The sequence below is a fragment of the uncultured Lactobacillus sp. genome, assembly GCF_947367085.1.
Lineage (GTDB): Bacteria > Bacillota > Bacilli > Lactobacillales > Lactobacillaceae > Lactobacillus.
The window spans coordinates 1-15,495 of the sequence record NZ_CANBCP010000041.1 but is presented as its reverse complement, the minus strand read 5'-3'; the positions used below and the strand labels follow the sequence as shown (position 1 = coordinate 15,495).

13 protein-coding genes are annotated in these 15,495 nt (G+C 34.3%); 9 read left to right on the top strand and 4 right to left on the bottom strand.

Going from position 1 to position 15,495, the window contains the following annotated elements; translation table 11 throughout:
- Together sufB and Q0Y70_RS07245 are read left to right on the top strand one after the other, a co-directional pair.
- Positions 1-1,396, top strand: a 1,396-nt coding sequence (gene sufB / locus Q0Y70_RS07250) for a Fe-S cluster assembly protein SufB (RefSeq protein ID WP_297819024.1), incomplete at its 5' end; no start/stop codon positions are given.
- The gene (locus Q0Y70_RS07245) at positions 1,397-1,720 is read left to right on the top strand and encodes a metal-sulfur cluster assembly factor (RefSeq protein WP_297819021.1); all 324 of its coding nucleotides are present in this window, start codon (positions 1,397-1,399) and stop codon (positions 1,718-1,720) included.
- A gap of 41 nt (positions 1,721-1,761) precedes the next feature.
- On the opposite strand, the gene Q0Y70_RS07240 is transcribed toward Q0Y70_RS07245, so the two are convergent.
- A complete protein-coding gene (locus tag Q0Y70_RS07240) occupies positions 1,762-3,087 on the bottom strand; it encodes an MATE family efflux transporter (protein WP_297819018.1) in 1,326 nt (441 codons plus the stop codon).
- 400 nt (positions 3,088-3,487) lie between these two features.
- Here Q0Y70_RS07240 and Q0Y70_RS07235 point away from each other — a divergent pair, with 400 nt between their 5' ends.
- Both Q0Y70_RS07235 and Q0Y70_RS07230 read left to right on the top strand, forming a co-directional pair.
- Positions 3,488-3,709, top strand: a complete 222-nt coding sequence (locus tag Q0Y70_RS07235; protein WP_297819015.1) for a hypothetical protein — start codon at positions 3,488-3,490, stop codon at positions 3,707-3,709.
- 84 nt (positions 3,710-3,793) lie between these two features.
- On the top strand, positions 3,794-5,122 hold the full coding sequence (locus Q0Y70_RS07230) for a C1 family peptidase (RefSeq protein ID WP_297819011.1): 1,329 nt from the start codon (positions 3,794-3,796) through the stop codon (positions 5,120-5,122).
- Between the two features lie 37 nt (positions 5,123-5,159).
- On the opposite strand, the gene Q0Y70_RS07225 is transcribed toward Q0Y70_RS07230, so the two are convergent.
- A complete protein-coding gene (locus Q0Y70_RS07225) occupies positions 5,160-6,044 on the bottom strand; it encodes a LysR family transcriptional regulator (RefSeq protein WP_297819008.1) in 885 nt (294 codons plus the stop codon).
- Between the two features lie 198 nt (positions 6,045-6,242).
- On the opposite strand from Q0Y70_RS07225, the gene Q0Y70_RS07220 reads away from it, so the two are divergent.
- Positions 6,243-8,021 (top strand): FAD-binding protein, encoded by a 1,779-nt coding sequence (locus tag Q0Y70_RS07220; RefSeq protein WP_297819005.1) that lies wholly within the window; start codon positions 6,243-6,245, stop codon positions 8,019-8,021.
- On the opposite strand, the gene Q0Y70_RS07215 is transcribed toward Q0Y70_RS07220, so the two are convergent.
- On the bottom strand, positions 8,022-8,897 hold the full coding sequence (locus Q0Y70_RS07215; RefSeq protein WP_297819002.1) for a LysR family transcriptional regulator: 876 nt from the start codon (positions 8,895-8,897) through the stop codon (positions 8,022-8,024). It lies immediately after the preceding gene.
- Between the two features lie 317 nt (positions 8,898-9,214).
- Here Q0Y70_RS07215 and Q0Y70_RS07210 point away from each other — a divergent pair, with 317 nt between their 5' ends.
- The 4 genes from Q0Y70_RS07210 (at position 9,215) to Q0Y70_RS07195 (ending at position 14,412) form a co-directional block, all read left to right on the top strand.
- On the top strand, positions 9,215-11,029 hold the full coding sequence (locus Q0Y70_RS07210) for an FAD-binding protein (RefSeq protein ID WP_297818999.1): 1,815 nt from the start codon (positions 9,215-9,217) through the stop codon (positions 11,027-11,029).
- A 23-nt stretch (positions 11,030-11,052) separates the two neighbouring features.
- Positions 11,053-12,468: a DASS family sodium-coupled anion symporter gene (locus Q0Y70_RS07205; RefSeq protein WP_297818995.1), complete on the top strand. Its 1,416-nt coding sequence runs from the start codon at positions 11,053-11,055 to the stop codon at positions 12,466-12,468.
- A 134-nt stretch (positions 12,469-12,602) separates the two neighbouring features.
- Positions 12,603-13,031 carry a MarR family winged helix-turn-helix transcriptional regulator gene (locus Q0Y70_RS07200; protein WP_297818991.1) on the top strand — a complete coding sequence of 143 codons (429 nt, stop codon included), beginning with the start codon at positions 12,603-12,605 and terminating at the stop codon, positions 13,029-13,031.
- The gene (locus tag Q0Y70_RS07195; RefSeq protein ID WP_297818988.1) at positions 13,018-14,412 is read left to right on the top strand and encodes a DHA2 family efflux MFS transporter permease subunit; all 1,395 of its coding nucleotides are present in this window, start codon (positions 13,018-13,020) and stop codon (positions 14,410-14,412) included. Before Q0Y70_RS07200 ends, Q0Y70_RS07195 begins: the two co-directional genes overlap by 14 nt.
- Before the next feature lie 54 nt (positions 14,413-14,466).
- On the opposite strand, the gene Q0Y70_RS07190 is transcribed toward Q0Y70_RS07195, so the two are convergent.
- Positions 14,467-15,381 (bottom strand): peptidylprolyl isomerase PrsA, encoded by a 915-nt coding sequence (locus Q0Y70_RS07190; RefSeq protein ID WP_297818985.1) that lies wholly within the window; start codon positions 15,379-15,381, stop codon positions 14,467-14,469.
- Between the last annotated feature and the right edge of the window lie 114 nt (positions 15,382-15,495).

Sequence of the window (15,495 nt, the reverse complement as noted above, 5' to 3'; positions counted from 1 at the left end):
GGTAGAAGATATTGTAAAAGATGAAGATTATCAATATGGATTTCATGATGATGTAAAGCCTAAATTTTCAACTGGTCGCGGTTTAAATGAAGACGTCATTAGAAAGATTTCTGCTGAAAAAAATGAACCAGACTGGATGCTTGAATATCGGTTAAAGTCATTTGAAATTTATCAAAAATTGTCGATGCCTAACTTTGGGCCTGATTTATCAGGCTTAGATTTAGAAGATATGCTTTATTATCAAAAAATGACTGATAAAAAATATCGCGATTGGAAAGATGTTCCAGCTGATATTAAAGAAACCTTTGAGCGCTTAGGTGTTCCGCAAGCAGAGAGAAAATATTTGGCCGGTTCTGCAGCTCAATATGAATCCGAAATGGTTTATCACAATATGAAAAAGCAGTTTGATAAGCTGGGAATTATTTTTATGGATACGGATAGTGCTTTGCAACAATATCCCGAGCTGTTTAAAAAATATTTTGGTAAGTTAGTAAAGCCAACGTCCAATAAATTTGCGGCTTTAAATGGAGCTGTTTGGTCGGGTGGAACGTTTATTTATGTACCTAAAGGTGTACAAGTGCCAACGCCTATTCAGGCATATTTTAGATTAAATGCAGAAAATTCAGGACAATTTGAGAGGACATTGATTATCGTTGATAAGGATGCCCATCTTGACTATGTTGAAGGTTGTACTGCTCCGCAATATTCATCAGATTCTTTGCATGCGGCGGTTGTTGAAGTAAATGTTTTAGATAATTCATATTGCCGCTATACTACCATTCAAAACTGGTCAGATAATGTTTATAGTTTAGAAACTAAACGAGCAGTTGCTGGAAAACATGCAACTATGGAGTGGATTGATGGAAATTTAGGTGCTAAAGTTACAATGAAATATCCAAGTGTCTATTTAAATGGTGAAGGAGCCAGAGGGACGATGCTCTCAATTGCAGTAGCTCATCATGGAGTTCATCAAGATTCAGGAGCAGGGATGTTTCATAATGCGCCAAATACGTCCAGTTCAATTGTTTCTAAGTCAATTGCTAAAGGAGGCGGATCGACAGATTATCGAGGTAGTGTTAAATTTGGTAAAAATTCAGATGGTTCTAAAGCGCATGTTGAATGTGACACGATAATTATGGATGATCAGTCATCATCTGATACTATTCCAACTAATGAGATTAATAATGCTCATGTTGCAATGGAACACGAAGCTACAGTATCAAAAGTATCCGATGAAGAATTATACTATCTTAAAAGTCGTGGTATTGACGAAAGAAAAGCCACCGAGATGATTATTATGGGATTTGTTGAACCCTTTACCAAGCAATTGCCAATGGAGTATGCAGTTGAGCTTAATCGTCTAATTAGTTTCCAAATGGAAGGGGCAATTGGCTAAATGGATCTGGATAGACTTAATGATAAAGAAACTGCAGTTTATGAAGCTTTAAAAAAAGTAATTGATCCAGAACTGGGAGTTTCTCTAATTGATCTAGGTTTAATTTATGATATCAAAGTTGATAAAGAAAACATATGTAAGATCAATTGGACTCTAACTACCATGGGCTGTCCCATTATCGAGGTGCTGACTAAGATGATTGAAGATGCTGCTATCGGAATTGATGGAATTAAAAAATGCCAGACAAAACTCGTTTATTATCCGCCTTGGACTCCCAAAATGATGAGTCGGCAAGCACGGATGATTTTAAGGATTCACTTATAAAAACTGAACATCAAAAAAGTCCGCTTAAATGCGGGCTTTTATTATTTTTCAACTTTATCTAGTGCTTTACGATATAAGATATAACCAATAATCCAGGTTAAAAAGTCGCTGATTGCTTGTGACCACACGATCCCATGGTAGCCTAAAAGTTGCTTAGCAATCATTAAAACAATGAAGTAAATCACGCCTTGGCGAGTAATCGCCATAATTAATGCATCAAGAGCTTTTCCCATCGATTGAAATAATGTGGTATACACTAAAATCATTCCGACCAATGGCGTGGTAATAATCGTTGCAATTAACATATAAGAACCATCATTAACAATATTAGTCTGACTCATAAATAAGGCAGTAAGTGGACGAGCAAAGATGATCAAAAGACCGCCTGCAATAATTGCATATAGAATTTCAACTAAAAAATCAAAATGCAGAATTTCATTGAGACGCTTCCAATTTTTAGCTCCATAGTTGTAGCCGATTAAGGGTTGAGCGCCAAAAGCAAAACCGACAATAACTAAGATAACAATGTTATATATTTTCTGAGTAATTCCCATTGCTGCAACTGCGTCTGCGCCAAAAACCGCCAAAGAACTATTGAGAAGTGCCATCCCAAATGTTTGAGCAAAATTAGTGAGTGATCCTGGTATTCCAATTGCAACGATTTCTTTGACACTAGTTGAATCGATCTTCATGATTTTAGGATTCAGACTCATGAACTTGGATTTTTTTAAAGTGAAATAAAATAGCAAGATGTCGGTAATTGCATAACCTAAAATGTTGGCAATACCTACGCCTGTAGCTCCTAAGTGAAGAACAAAAAGAAAGATGGGATCTAAGATTATAGCAACCACAGTCCCAATAATTGTGGCAAGCATAGCTTCAAAGGCAAGTCCTTCAGTTCGAATTAAGTTTTGAGGAATCAGGGATAAGATTATAAAGACTGCTCCAATTGAGATAATACGATAAAAGTCAGCTGCATAGCTGTAAGTTGCAGGCTTGGCTCCTAGGATATTTAAGATGGGATTTTCAAAGATTAATAAAAGACCCGTTAAAATAAGACCCATGATGATGCCAGCATAAACGCAAAAACTACTGACTCGCCGGCTTAAATCGTATTTTTTCTCTCCAAATAAGCGCGATATTAAGGTGCTACCGCCTAACCCTAAAATATCTGAAGCTGCAATTAAGAAAGTGAATAATGGCGATCCAATCGTAATTCCAGCCACTAAATCGGCATTGCCAGTTTTAGCGACAAACATGGTGTCAGCTAGGTTGTAAATCATTGTGGTGATCATACCAAGCACAACAGGAAGGGCCAATTTAAAATAAACGCTCTTTATTGGAGCTTTCTCAAATAGTTCGTTCACACAATTATCCTCATTTCAGTAAAATACATAATTATTATAAAGAAGCTGAATTTGTTTTGGTAAGCAATTTTTTTACAAAAGTGATTGTGGGATATTGTGCTGAAGGTTATAATAAGCAAAAAATTAGGCAGGGGATGTTTATGAAAAGTTTATCAATTAAAGCTAGCTGGATTTTGACTATTGTTTATTGGCTGATTGGCCTTGTTTGTTTATTCTTGGGCGGTATAAAAAATATCAAAAATCCTTTTGGAATAATTTTAATAATTGTTTTGATCCCGCCACTCATAGTTTCTATTTGCCGTACTCTAAAAATTAAATTGCCGCATCTTTTGACTAATATACTCACTGCAGCTGTATATTTCTTACTAGTGGTTTGTGCGGCAGCAGCTTACAAGATGCAATGGGCTACTTTGTTATTGCGACTTTATTTATTTTGTCTGCATTAATAGCATTAGTTTTTGCTCTCATTGATACGCTTAGAAATCGCCAAGATGGTGTTTATTACTATGTTGAAGATAAAAAGAAGACTAAGTGTAGCAATTTTGGCGAAGCATTTAAAAAATATTACGTGGACAATCTGTTTAATGGCGTTTTTGATGCAATTGATAATTTATGGATTTAAAAGTGTCTTTGATATGAAAAAAGTTTTCGATATAATTTAAATAATAAATAAATTAAATTCATCCTAATCAAAGGAGCCTAATATATGAAAAATCAAGGAAAAGAAATCACTCCAAGCTTACTTGAGAGATTTGAAAAAGAACTTAAAGATGATAAAAGTACCAAAATTATCGGTCGCACGATTGCCAAAAATGGCTTTTTAGCAAGCAGTGAAGATACGAATGCAAGTAGTCGCAATAATATGACTTTTTCAATTGAGGTGTCTGCCGGAAAAGCAACTAATCAAAGACAAAGTGGTCGCTGCTGGTTATTTGCTGCTTTGAACGTTTTGCGTCAAGAATTCGCCACAAAATATAATTTTAAGGATTTTGAGTTGTCTCAAAACTATAACTTTTTCTGGGATCGCTTAGGTAGAGCAAACTTGTTTTTACAAAGAATTGTCCGCACAGCTAATGAAGATTTAGAGGATCGTCATGTTCAAGCATACTTGAGTTACGCAATGGATGATGGTGGCGAATGGGACAATGCTGCAGCAGTTATTGAAAAATATGGTGTTGTACCAAATTACGTAATGCCTGATACTTATAACACTAAGAATACTCATGAATTTGATGAAATTAATGCTAGTTTGCAGCGTAAGTATGCTTTGGAATTGCGCAAAATGGTTCAAGATGGAAAATCCGATGAAGAAGTTGAAGCTAGAAGACAAGAAATGCTCAGTGATATTTATCGCTTGTGTGTTTTAGCTTTTGGCAAACCACCTAAGGAGTTTAATCTTGAATTCAAGGATGATAAGGGGAATTACCAGCAATTCTTAGGGTTAAAGCCAAAAGAATTTTTAGATAAGTACTTTGATACTAATTTAGACGATTTTGTAGAATTAGTTGATTATCCAGATCATGAATATAACCATGTTTACTGGAATGAGATGCAAGACAATGTTGCAGGCGGCTATCAAACTGAATACGTAAATGTTGACTTTAAGTACTTACAACAGGCAATTATTGATCAATTAAAAGATGGCCATATCGTTTGGTTTGGCTGTGATGTTGGGACTGATTCAGACGCTAGAAAACGTGGCTGGCTTGATGATAAGTTATATCGTCAAAGTGAATTAATTGACCTAGACTTTGAAATGGACAAACGAGACCGCTTGGCAACTCGACAAGGTAGTGCAAGTCACTGTATGGCGATTACTGGAGTGAACTTAGTTGATGGTCAGCCTGATCGCTGGAAGATAGAAAATTCTTGGGGTGAAAAAGTCGGTGAGGCAGGCTATATGACAATGACCCAATCTTGGTTTGAAAAATACTGCTTCCAAGTTGTGGCAAATAAAAAATATTTACCTAAAGAAGTTCTTGATGTGCTTGAAACTAAGCCGATTAAGGTTGAGCCTTGGGATACTTTGTTTTAGTTAATACAATAAAAAGAACGATGATTCATCGTTCTTTTTATTTTTCATGAAAGTGACGAAGAATATTTATTCCTCGTTTCTGATAAGTATTAGGAATAAAACTCTTACGCATTGCAATTTGCATATAAGCCCATAGTTTTTGACCACTTTGTAAACGAATAATGTGGACCTTATCAGTTTCACGAATACTACTTTCCATTGCTAGAGCAATTCCGATATTTCGTTCCACTAAATCAATCATCATTCTCATCGTGTCTGCAGTGTATATAATTTTGGGAGAAAAACTACCAAGTCTTGCTTCTTGATCAAGGCATTCTCTAGTTAAAAAGCCCTGTTTTCTAGCAACAAAGTTTCTATTTTTCAATTCGAAGGCAGAGATGGTTTTCTTATTTTTCCAAGGATCATTAAGGCCTGTAATAATGACCAATTCAGTTTTTTCGAGATTACGAATAAAATAATCGGGATCGTTGATTGACACCATCCAAGAATAAATTGCGACATCGACATCACCGTTAGTTAAACTTGTAAAAGCATCTGCAGATCTTTCAAGTCTTGTTTGAAGCATCGAGGCGATGCCGGCTTGATAGAATTCTTGGATAATTTCAGGAATATAGATACTACCAGCTTCTCCTGAAAAGGCCAGTCTGATTTTTTTGTCACTAGCGTGTTTAACATCATAGCTAATACTTTCAATTTCTTTCAATAGAAAAATAGCTTTTTTATAAAGTAATTCACCAGTCGCTGTTAGCTTGATGCGGCTTTTACGATTATTTTGAGTAAGGAGGGGATCATTGAATTCGCCTGCTAGACGTTTAATTGCCATTGAAATTGTTGGCTGTGTAACGTCAAACTTTTTGGCTGTTTCAGTATAACTATTGGTCTCAACTAATTTGCAAAAATATAAAAGATCTTTTTCGTTCATGATTAATTCTAATTATAAATTTAATTTATAAGTGTATCTTTTTTAATTATAACTCTTTTAAAGTAATTGGCTATGAATACTGTAACTAAAGGGTTTGAAATATAAAAAATCAAAATCATAAGTAAAAAAATAATTCGATTTATATTTATGAAAGCGGTATATTTCATTTAGCCAATGAAATAGAAAAGAGTGAGATCTATGATTTATAATTCATCACTAAAATGGGATGCAGTCTACGATGTAGTAGTTATTGGTTTTGGTGGAGCTGGCGCGAGTGCGGCTAGATTTGCAGCTGATAATAATGCTCATGTTTTACTTTTGGATGCTGCTCCACAAGGTAGCGAGGGTGGAAATACTCGATATGCTGGAGGCGCGTTTGCGTGGGGAGACGATTTTAATAAACTGCGCAATTATTATAAACAGACATATTTCCCATTTAACTATGATTCTAAAGCATTAAACACTTTCATTGAAAACGTTATGAAGATGAAAGAATATGCTAAAAAGTATTTTGATATTAATGCTAAAGCTACAGGCCGTCGCCCAAAAGGAGAATATCATGAATATCAAGATGCTGATTCGATGCAATCACAAAGTATGACCCAGGGAATGTATAATGGTGGTTTTTGGAAGTTACTAAGAAAAAAAGTATACGAACGCTTAGACAAGATAGATGTTTGGTTTGAATCGCCTGCGCTTCATTTGGTTCAAGATCCAGTTGATAAAACTATTGTAGGTGTTCAAGTAAATAGAAAGGGTCAGAATCGAAATATTGCCGCCAAAAACGGGATTATTCTAAGTTGTGGTGGTTTTGAAAATAATCAAGAGATGGTTCAAAACTTTTTGGGTCAAGGTTCATTAGCTCCAATTGGTACTTTGTATAATCGAGGCAAAGGCATTGATTTAGCAATTGAAGCAGGAGCTCGTTTGTGGCATATGTCCAATTATGATTCTCACGGGTTATCTTTAAGACAAAATGAACCTAGAGAAAAATTTGCTTATATGATTAATTGGAAGAGCTTATTTACTGGCAGTATTTTTGTTGCTGGCGATGATGGAACACGATATTTTCGTGAAGATGAAGAAGATCGCCATGGCTATAAATATAATCATGGTAATTGGATTATGATTCCTAATCAAAATCATCCACATATTGTGATGGATCAACGTCAATATGAACAACTGCAAAATGATCAATCAGATAAAGCAAGTCAAATTAGGCAATTGATTTCATATGCAATTAAAGCTGATTCAATATCTGAGCTAGCTAAAAAGATTTCTGCACCTCGATTAAATCAGGCGGTAGCTGATTTTAACTTCTTAACAGATAAAGTTAAACGAGACATGTTTTTGAATAGGAAGATCGAAACAATGCGTGCTTTTGGGGAAAGTCCATATTATGCCATCCCAGTTCGTCATAATATCCTTCATACTCATGGAGGAGCTCAAAGAAATGAGAAGTGTGAAGTTATCGATCTTGAAGGACATCCTATTCCTCATTTATATGAAGCTGGGGAATTAGGCGATATTTTTGCAACCAAATATATTGGTGCTAATAGTATTGCTGATTTGTTAATCTCGGGAAAAATAGCTGGTGAAAATGCCGCGAAGGAAAAGAAACAAACGATAAAATTAGATGCTATAACTGGTGCTTCAAAAATTCAAGAATTAAAAACTGATGCACATACAGAAATTGGTAATTTCACAGCTAAAGAGAATCAAGGAATTGGTATTAGTGAAAATGGTATTAGTGATGTTCCACTAGTGGTTCGTGTCACAAAAGATGGCAATAAGATTAGTAATATTGAGGTCTTACAAGAAAAAGAGTCTCCATCTTTGGGAGGCGAGGCAATTCCACAGCTGATAAAAGAAATATTAAATAAGCAGTCAGCTGATGTTGATGCAATTTCCGGAGCAACAACTACTAGTGCGGCTTTCAAAGCTGCGGTCAATCAAGCAATTTCTAATATTAAGTAATTATCTATCTAATAAAATGTCCAAACATTTTTGTTGTATATCATTGGGAATAAAATCATTTCGAATAGCTAAACTAGAGTAGCAATTAATTTGTTGGCTTGGAATTAAAGGGACTGCGGTTACATTTGGCAGATGGGAAATAGCATTATTCATCAAATATCCTACCCCCATCCCTTGACTAATTAATTGAGCAGTTGCATCAATACTATCAACTATTAATGTCTTTTTTGGTTTAAAACCGGTACGAGTCATGATTCTCTCTAAAGCAATTCGGGATAAAAAACGTTGATGACGCATGATCAACGGGATATTTCGTAATGAGAAGAGATCAATTTCAGATTTGGTTGCTAATTTACTATTTTTGGAAACAATTAGCTCATATTGATATTTAGCAAAATCAGTAATTTTGATATCATTCATCTTTTCGTCTCCCAGTCTAGAAAACACTATTGCATCATAGCGTCCTTCTTTGAGATGTTTAATCAAATAATGTGAGTTTTCTTGATAAGTTTCAATCGAAGCTAATAAATGGCCCTGATTTAGTTTAGTAATTACTGTTGGAAGCCATGAACGCCCAGCTAATTCGGAATAACCTAATCTAAAGTTGTTTTCATTAGCACGCTTAGCTTCAATCAGGATAGATTTTTCTAATTGCAAAATCTTTTTAGTTTGTTGATAAGTGACTAAACCTGCGGGAGTAATAACTAATTGAGCTCGACTATTAGTTTGTTTCACAAGTTTAGTTCCGATCTCTTTTTCTAATCTTTTGACCATCGCACTGATGGCAGGTTGTGTCACATTAAAATGGCGAGCAGTGAGAATATAACTTTTTGTTTCAACAAGTTTTTTAAAATAGTTTAGATCCTTTATTTCCATTTTTATTTTTCCATTTAAAACTTACCATATACGTAATACGTAGCTTTTTATTAATACTAAATCTATTTTAATACTTTGATCAGTAAATAGATAAATGAAATTTATTGATAAATAATTGATTTATATTGATCATGCAAATCATGTGATATTTCAATTTTTAAAAGTATAAGCAATTGGCCGATAAAGCTGCTATATCAATACTTTTATTTACTAGTAAAATAAGCGCTTACAATTTTGAACTTGCGCAAAAGAAATGAAGATGATATTTATACTTTGAAAAATAAAATTAATTAATCCTATTTAAGGAGAAAATACCTATGAGAGCAAATAATAATAATATTAAATGGAATGCAAATTATGATGTCGTTGTTTTAGGATTGGGTGGAGCTGGAGCAACTGCAGCCAGATTTGCCAGTGATCATGGTGCAAAAGTTTTATTAGTTGATGCTGCACCATATGGGCATGAAGGTGGCAACACTCGCTATTCTGCTCAACATGTGGCAATCGCACACGATAAGAAAAAAATTTCTGAGTATTATAATGCTTTAGCAAATCCGTATGAATTTTCTGAAAAAACAATGGATACCTATTTGAATGGTTTTGTTGAAATGCCAGAGTATTTTGAAAAATATTTGAATATCAAACCATTTATTTGGTCCAAAGATTATCAAGTTGGTGATCATCTAGCTAAGAAAACGCATCTTTGCGAATATCCGGAATTCAAAGGTTCTGAAACATTTGATTTTGCTTTAGTTCACAATCGAGATTTTGATGCTGGCTTATGGAAAGTAATTAGAAAAAACGTTTTAGATCGACAAGAAAATATTGATATTTGGTTAAATTCACCTGCTATAACCCTAATTCAAGAACAAGAAACCGATCAGGTAATCGGTGCGGTAATACAACGTAACCATAAAAAATATTTTATACATGCAAATAAGGGTGTTGTCTTAGCAACAGGTGGTTTTGAAAATAATGCTCAAATGCAACAAGATTATCTACATATCACAAAATTAACGCCATTGGGTACACTTTATAATCGCGGAGACGGTATCAAAATGGCACAAGAAGTTGGTGCGAAAATGTGGCATATGAGCAATTATGAATCATTGGGAATTGTTCCTAGTTATGTAATTGAGGAAGATAACGATCAACGCGGTCGTCAGATCAGCGGCTGGAAGAATATAAAAAATGGTTCAATTTTTGCAATTGCTGATGATGGTACTAGATTTATGAAAGAAGATGCTAAGTTCCGTCATGGTCATATTTACGATCATGGAGATTATATTTTGCCACATGCTTTTGATAATGCATGGTTAGTATTTGATCAAAAACAGTATAAAAAATTTGCTGAAGAAAAAGAGCAGGGAAAGCTAAAATATATTAATTTCTTCAATAAAGTGATTTCTGCTGAAAATGAAACTAAACTGGCTGAAAAGATGCATGTTCCAGCAGACAATTTAAGAACAACCATTGCTGAGTTTAATGAGTTTGCTAAAAACGGAAATGATATTAAATTCAAGCGTTCACCTGAATCCATGCAAGTCTTTGATCAAGGTAAATTGTATGCTATCAAATTAGCCCCAGCAGTTTTGAACACGCAAGGGGGCCCAGAACACGATGAACAAGCTCGCGTTCTAGATGTTAATTCAAACCCAATCCCTCACTTATATAGTGCTGGTGAACTTGGTGGTATGTGTGTTAACCGTTATCAGGGTGGAGGAAATCTGGCTGAATGTTTGATTTTTGGTAAAATTGCTGGCGAAAATGTTGCTCAAGAAAAAGCTAGTCAATCAGTCAAAATTGAAAATCCAGTTCCTAGAATAAATGACCTAGCTGATGGTGAAAGAATTGACAATATTGAAGTAGGTCCTGATCAATATGTCGCTTCAACTGAAGCAGGAATTGGTGGAAAGATTGTTGTTCGGGTAACTTATAAAGATAAAACTATTAAAAAGGTTGAAGTTCTTGAAAATCATGAAACTGAAGGAATTGGAGCAGTAGCAATTAAAGAATTACCTGAAAAAATTGTTCAAGCAAATTCAACGGATGTTGATGCTGTTTCAGGTGCTTCTACAACGACTAGAGCTGTTGAAGAAGCGGTAAATAAAGCGATTAAAAAAGCTAAATAAATTCTAACTATGAGGGGTAAAAAATGTTAGATAAATTTCAATGGAAAAAGTGGATTCTTCCTGTTGTTATAGGGATAGTCCTTTGGTTATTAACGCCTTTAAAACCTGCTGACATTAGTGTGTCAGCATGGCATTTATTTGCAATTTTTATTGCAACAATAGTTGCATGTATTACTAAACCTTTGCCAATGATGGCTACCACATTGATTGCAGTGATCATAGCTACTTTAACTGGTATATTTAACATGAAAGAAGTTTGTGCTGGCTTTGGTAATTCCACTGCATGGATGGTAGCAATGTGTATGTTCATGGCTGCTGGTTTTATTAAATCAGGATTAGGTAGACGGATTGCTTACATATTTGTTCAAACATTTGGTAAAAAAACTTTGGGATTAGCGTATGCTCTTTCTTTCGTAGAAACTGTGTTAGCCATTGGTATTCCAAGTAATAATGCGCGTGTTAACGGAATTATGTATCCAATTATAGATAATTTATCCAAAGAAATGGGCTCAGATCCTGACAAGGGTACACAGCGCAAGATGGGATCATACTTGGTTTTTAATGAATATGAAGTTAATATTATTACTTCAACAATGTTTTTGACAGGATTAGCTGGTAACATGATTGCCTTAGGTTTAGCTAAAACTCAAGGGGTTACAATTTCCTGGATGCAATGGTTTTTAGCTGCTATCGTTCCTGGATTAATTTCATTGTTATTAATTCCTTTTGTACTCTATAAAATTTATCCACCTGAAGTAAAGGAAACACCCAATGCTCATGCTTGGGCAGATAAACGATTGGCTGAAATGGGAAAAATGACCCCTGCAGAAAAAATAATGCTGGTGGTCTTCATTTTAGCAATTCTATTTTGGCTAATTGGTTCACATATTGGAATTGATGCAACTGAGGTTAGTTTTATTGCAGTAGGATTATTATTGGTCACTGGAGTAATCAACACAAAGGATCTATTAAAAGAAAGTTTTGCGTGGAATATTTTAACTTGGCTTTCAATTATCATGCTGATGTCCAAAAAATTGATGACATTAGGTTTCTTTCCATGGTTTTCTAAGACTCTGGGAGCTAAGTTGCATGGTGTAAATTGGGTTTGGGTATTAGTTATCTTATGGTTAGTCTACTTTTATTTACACTATTTATTCCCAAGCGTTGCTACACAAATTTCAGCTTTGTATGCTGGCTTTCTTTCTATTGCATTAGGAGTAGGGATGCCACCAATTATGGCCGCATTGATGCTAGCATTTGATGGATCTTTATATTTGTCCACTTCCACTTATTCAGCTGGTCCAGCAGCGTTACTATCGACAACTGGTTATGTTTCTAACAAAGATTGGTGGAAACTAAGTGCCATTATTGGGGGAATTCTCAATATTGTTTGGCTCGGTGGTGGTCTGATTTGGACCAAAATTATTGGTTACTGGTAAAAATGAAAATATAAGAAAAGACTTCTGGATTCTATCCAGAAGTTTTTTATTCTCTAAAAATGTTTGACATCTAGCAAAAAGCGTATAAAATATAATGCTAGATATCTAACAAAATTACTGAGAGAGAAAGTAAAATGGAACCCATAAAAAAATTAATCAAACAAACTACTACGCAAATTGATAAAGAGTGGGATAAATTTGCAGTAACATTAGGAATTACAGGCGTTCAAATGACTGTCTTGGATTTTATAGCTAATCAAGAAAATGATCAGGTTTCTCAACATGAAATTGAAAAAGAATTTGGCTTGCAAAGATCAACTGTGACAGTGATGGTCCAAAGGATGGAAAAAAGAGATTTGATTGAACGGATTTCTAGTAAAACCGATAAAAGACAAAAATTGGTTTCTCTTACTCAAAAAGGAAAATCATTAATTCCGCGTATTAAAGATTACGTAAAAGATGATGATCAAAAATTACGTGCGCATTTTAGCGATGCAGATCTTCAAACTCTAATAGAGATTTTGAATTATGTAAAAAATGGAGGAAATAATGCAAGTAACTAATGAAAAAATCCCTGTAAAAGTTTATGCCGCCATTATTGCTACAGGGCTGATGTCATTTTGTGGAGTTATTGTTGAAACTTCCATGAATATTGCATTTCCAACTTTAATGCGAGATTTCAATGTTTCAACTAACGTTGTTCAATGGATAACATCTATTTATTTACTAGCAGTATCAATTATTGTTCCGATATCAGCAGCCTTAAAAAGTAGCTATGAGACAAAATCTCTATTTTTAGTAGCTAATATTTTGTTTTTCTTAGGTCTTGTGATTGATGCCCTTGCACCAGCTTTCGGCGTTTTATTGTTAGGAAGAGTTATACAAGGAATTGGTACGGGAATCGCACTTCCTTTAATGTTTAACATCATTTTGGAACAAGTGCCTCAAAGTAAAGTTGGAACAATGATGGGTGTTGGAAATATGATCACTGGAATTGCACCTGCTTTAGGTCCAACATTTGGAGGATTTGTTTTACAGACATTAAGTTGGCGCTGGGTATTTTGGCTTTTGATTCCATTAATCGTCTTTTCATTTGTATTAGGCTTATGGGGAATTGAGCAAAAATCTGAAATACGCAAAGTTGCTATCGATAAATTAAGTTTCCTAGCGATCGCAATTTTCTTTATAGGAATGATTGTTGGCTTTAGCAATTTAAGTACGGTCTCTTTTATGAGAATTGCCTTACCTTTAATTATAGGTTTTGCTTCTTTAGGCTTTTTAATTTGGCGGTCGAATAAGTTAGCTGAACCGATTTTAAACTTGAAATTATTTAAAGATCCTAACTTTGCAGGACATATTCTAGGTTTTTTCTTAATCCAAATTATTTCTTTGGGCAATGCTTTCTTATTGCCAAACTTTATTCAGGTGGTGAATGGTAATACTGCATTACTTGCTGGCATAATTGTTTTACCTGCGGGACTAGCTGGTGCAATCATGAGTCCAATTGGAGGACGATTATTAGATAATTTTGGGCCACGCAAGCCTATTTTAATTGGGGCTAGTATGATGATTTTAGAGTCAGCAATTTTCGCTCTTTTTCCTCAGTTACTGAATAATATTTTTATTATGATAGTCTATATTATTTATATGGCAGGAATGGGGATGGCATTAGGGGATGTGATGACTGATACTTTAGCTGGCGTTGATGAAAAACAAACGGCTCAAGGCAATGCTATTCTTAATACAGTTCAGCAATTTGCAGGGGCCGTAGGAACTTCAATAACATCTGCAATAGTCGCTTTTAGTCAAAGACAAATGAATTCTAAAGGTCCAGTAGCGACTAGACAGGGAACTCAGCATGCTTATATTTTATTGTTGATTTTAGCGATCATTATCATGGTTTTATTTGTAAAATATATCGGTAAAAAGACTAGTGACAAATGAAAAAAGATTGATTAACCATATAGAAGGTGTTAATCAATCTTTTTTAAGTATTACTTATTTTGTGATTTTATTATTTGATTTACCAGCTGATTTATATTGATCAAGAGCTGATTTTAAGTCTTTATCTTTGATTTCAACTTTTTGGTCTTTCAAAACCTGGCTGATGACATTTTGCATAATTTGTGAGTTATTAGCCCACTTATCATAAAGCTCTTGAGTAAGGGCTTTTTTATTTGCAGAAAAACTCCCTTTCTTGGGATGCTTTATCATTTTGATAACTTCATAACCATTAGTGACTTTAACAGGTTGGAAAGTATATTCGCCATCTTTGAGTTTATAAGCTGCTTTTTTGAAAGTAGAGTCATATTTTTTATCAGTCATATTAAAAGGTGCTAATTTGCCTGCTTTGGTGCTCGTTGCATTATCTACAGAATATTTATTTGCTAGTGAATCAAAGCTTGCACCTGCGTCTAATTGGGAGATAACATCGTTAGCTGTTTCTTGGCTAGTAGTTAAAATATGTTGCACAGTAATTTTGGGTTGATAATTCTTCCACTCAGCTTTTAATTGAGCTTGAGTTGGTTTCATTTGTGCTTTAAGAGCGGCCTTACTTAAAAAGTTAATCTCGATTAATTGCTTAAATGTTTTTGGGGTGTAGTTATTGTTAGCTAAAAACGCATTAAATTGATCACCATATTGATTTTTATAGGTATTATATGCTTTATTGACCTCTTTTTGACTCATTTTATTGCCATATGCTTCTTTTAATGCATCGTAGATCAACATATTTGCTAAAACAGTTTTACTTGCTGGATTTTGCTTTAATTCATTATAAAACTCTTCTTGAGTGATTTTTTTATTATTTCCATATTGAGCTACTTCAGAATTATTTGAACATCCAGTTACACTAACTCCTAATAAAGTAAGGCTAGCTAAGGCTAGAAAACTTAATTTAATCTTCTTTTTCATTCAAGACCTCCGTAGATAAAGTAAATGAGAACTATCTTAAATTGGATATTATTTTAATAATCTACCAGGTATTAATGAAAAATACAAATAAATTTTTAATTTATACAACAATAA

Excerpts from the sequence above, each read along its gene's own strand:
- Q0Y70_RS07245 (WP_297819021.1), top strand. The coding sequence starts at position 1,397 with ATGGATCTGGATAGACTTAATGATAAAGAAACTGCAGTTTATGAAGCT.
- Q0Y70_RS07235 (WP_297819015.1), top strand. The coding sequence starts at position 3,488 with ATGGGCTACTTTGTTATTGCGACTTTATTTATTTTGTCTGCATTAATA.
- Q0Y70_RS07230 (WP_297819011.1), top strand. The coding sequence starts at position 3,794 with ATGAAAAATCAAGGAAAAGAAATCACTCCAAGCTTACTTGAGAGATTT.
- Q0Y70_RS07225 (WP_297819008.1), bottom strand. The coding sequence starts at position 6,044 with ATGAACGAAAAAGATCTTTTATATTTTTGCAAATTAGTTGAGACCAAT.
- Q0Y70_RS07220 (WP_297819005.1), top strand. The coding sequence starts at position 6,243 with ATGATTTATAATTCATCACTAAAATGGGATGCAGTCTACGATGTAGTA.
- Q0Y70_RS07215 (WP_297819002.1), bottom strand. The coding sequence starts at position 8,897 with ATGGAAATAAAGGATCTAAACTATTTTAAAAAACTTGTTGAAACAAAA.
- Q0Y70_RS07210 (WP_297818999.1), top strand. The coding sequence starts at position 9,215 with ATGAGAGCAAATAATAATAATATTAAATGGAATGCAAATTATGATGTC.
- Q0Y70_RS07205 (WP_297818995.1), top strand. The coding sequence starts at position 11,053 with ATGTTAGATAAATTTCAATGGAAAAAGTGGATTCTTCCTGTTGTTATA.
- Q0Y70_RS07200 (WP_297818991.1), top strand. The coding sequence starts at position 12,603 with ATGGAACCCATAAAAAAATTAATCAAACAAACTACTACGCAAATTGAT.
- Q0Y70_RS07195 (WP_297818988.1), top strand. The coding sequence starts at position 13,018 with ATGCAAGTAACTAATGAAAAAATCCCTGTAAAAGTTTATGCCGCCATT.
- Q0Y70_RS07190 (WP_297818985.1), bottom strand. The coding sequence starts at position 15,381 with ATGAAAAAGAAGATTAAATTAAGTTTTCTAGCCTTAGCTAGCCTTACT.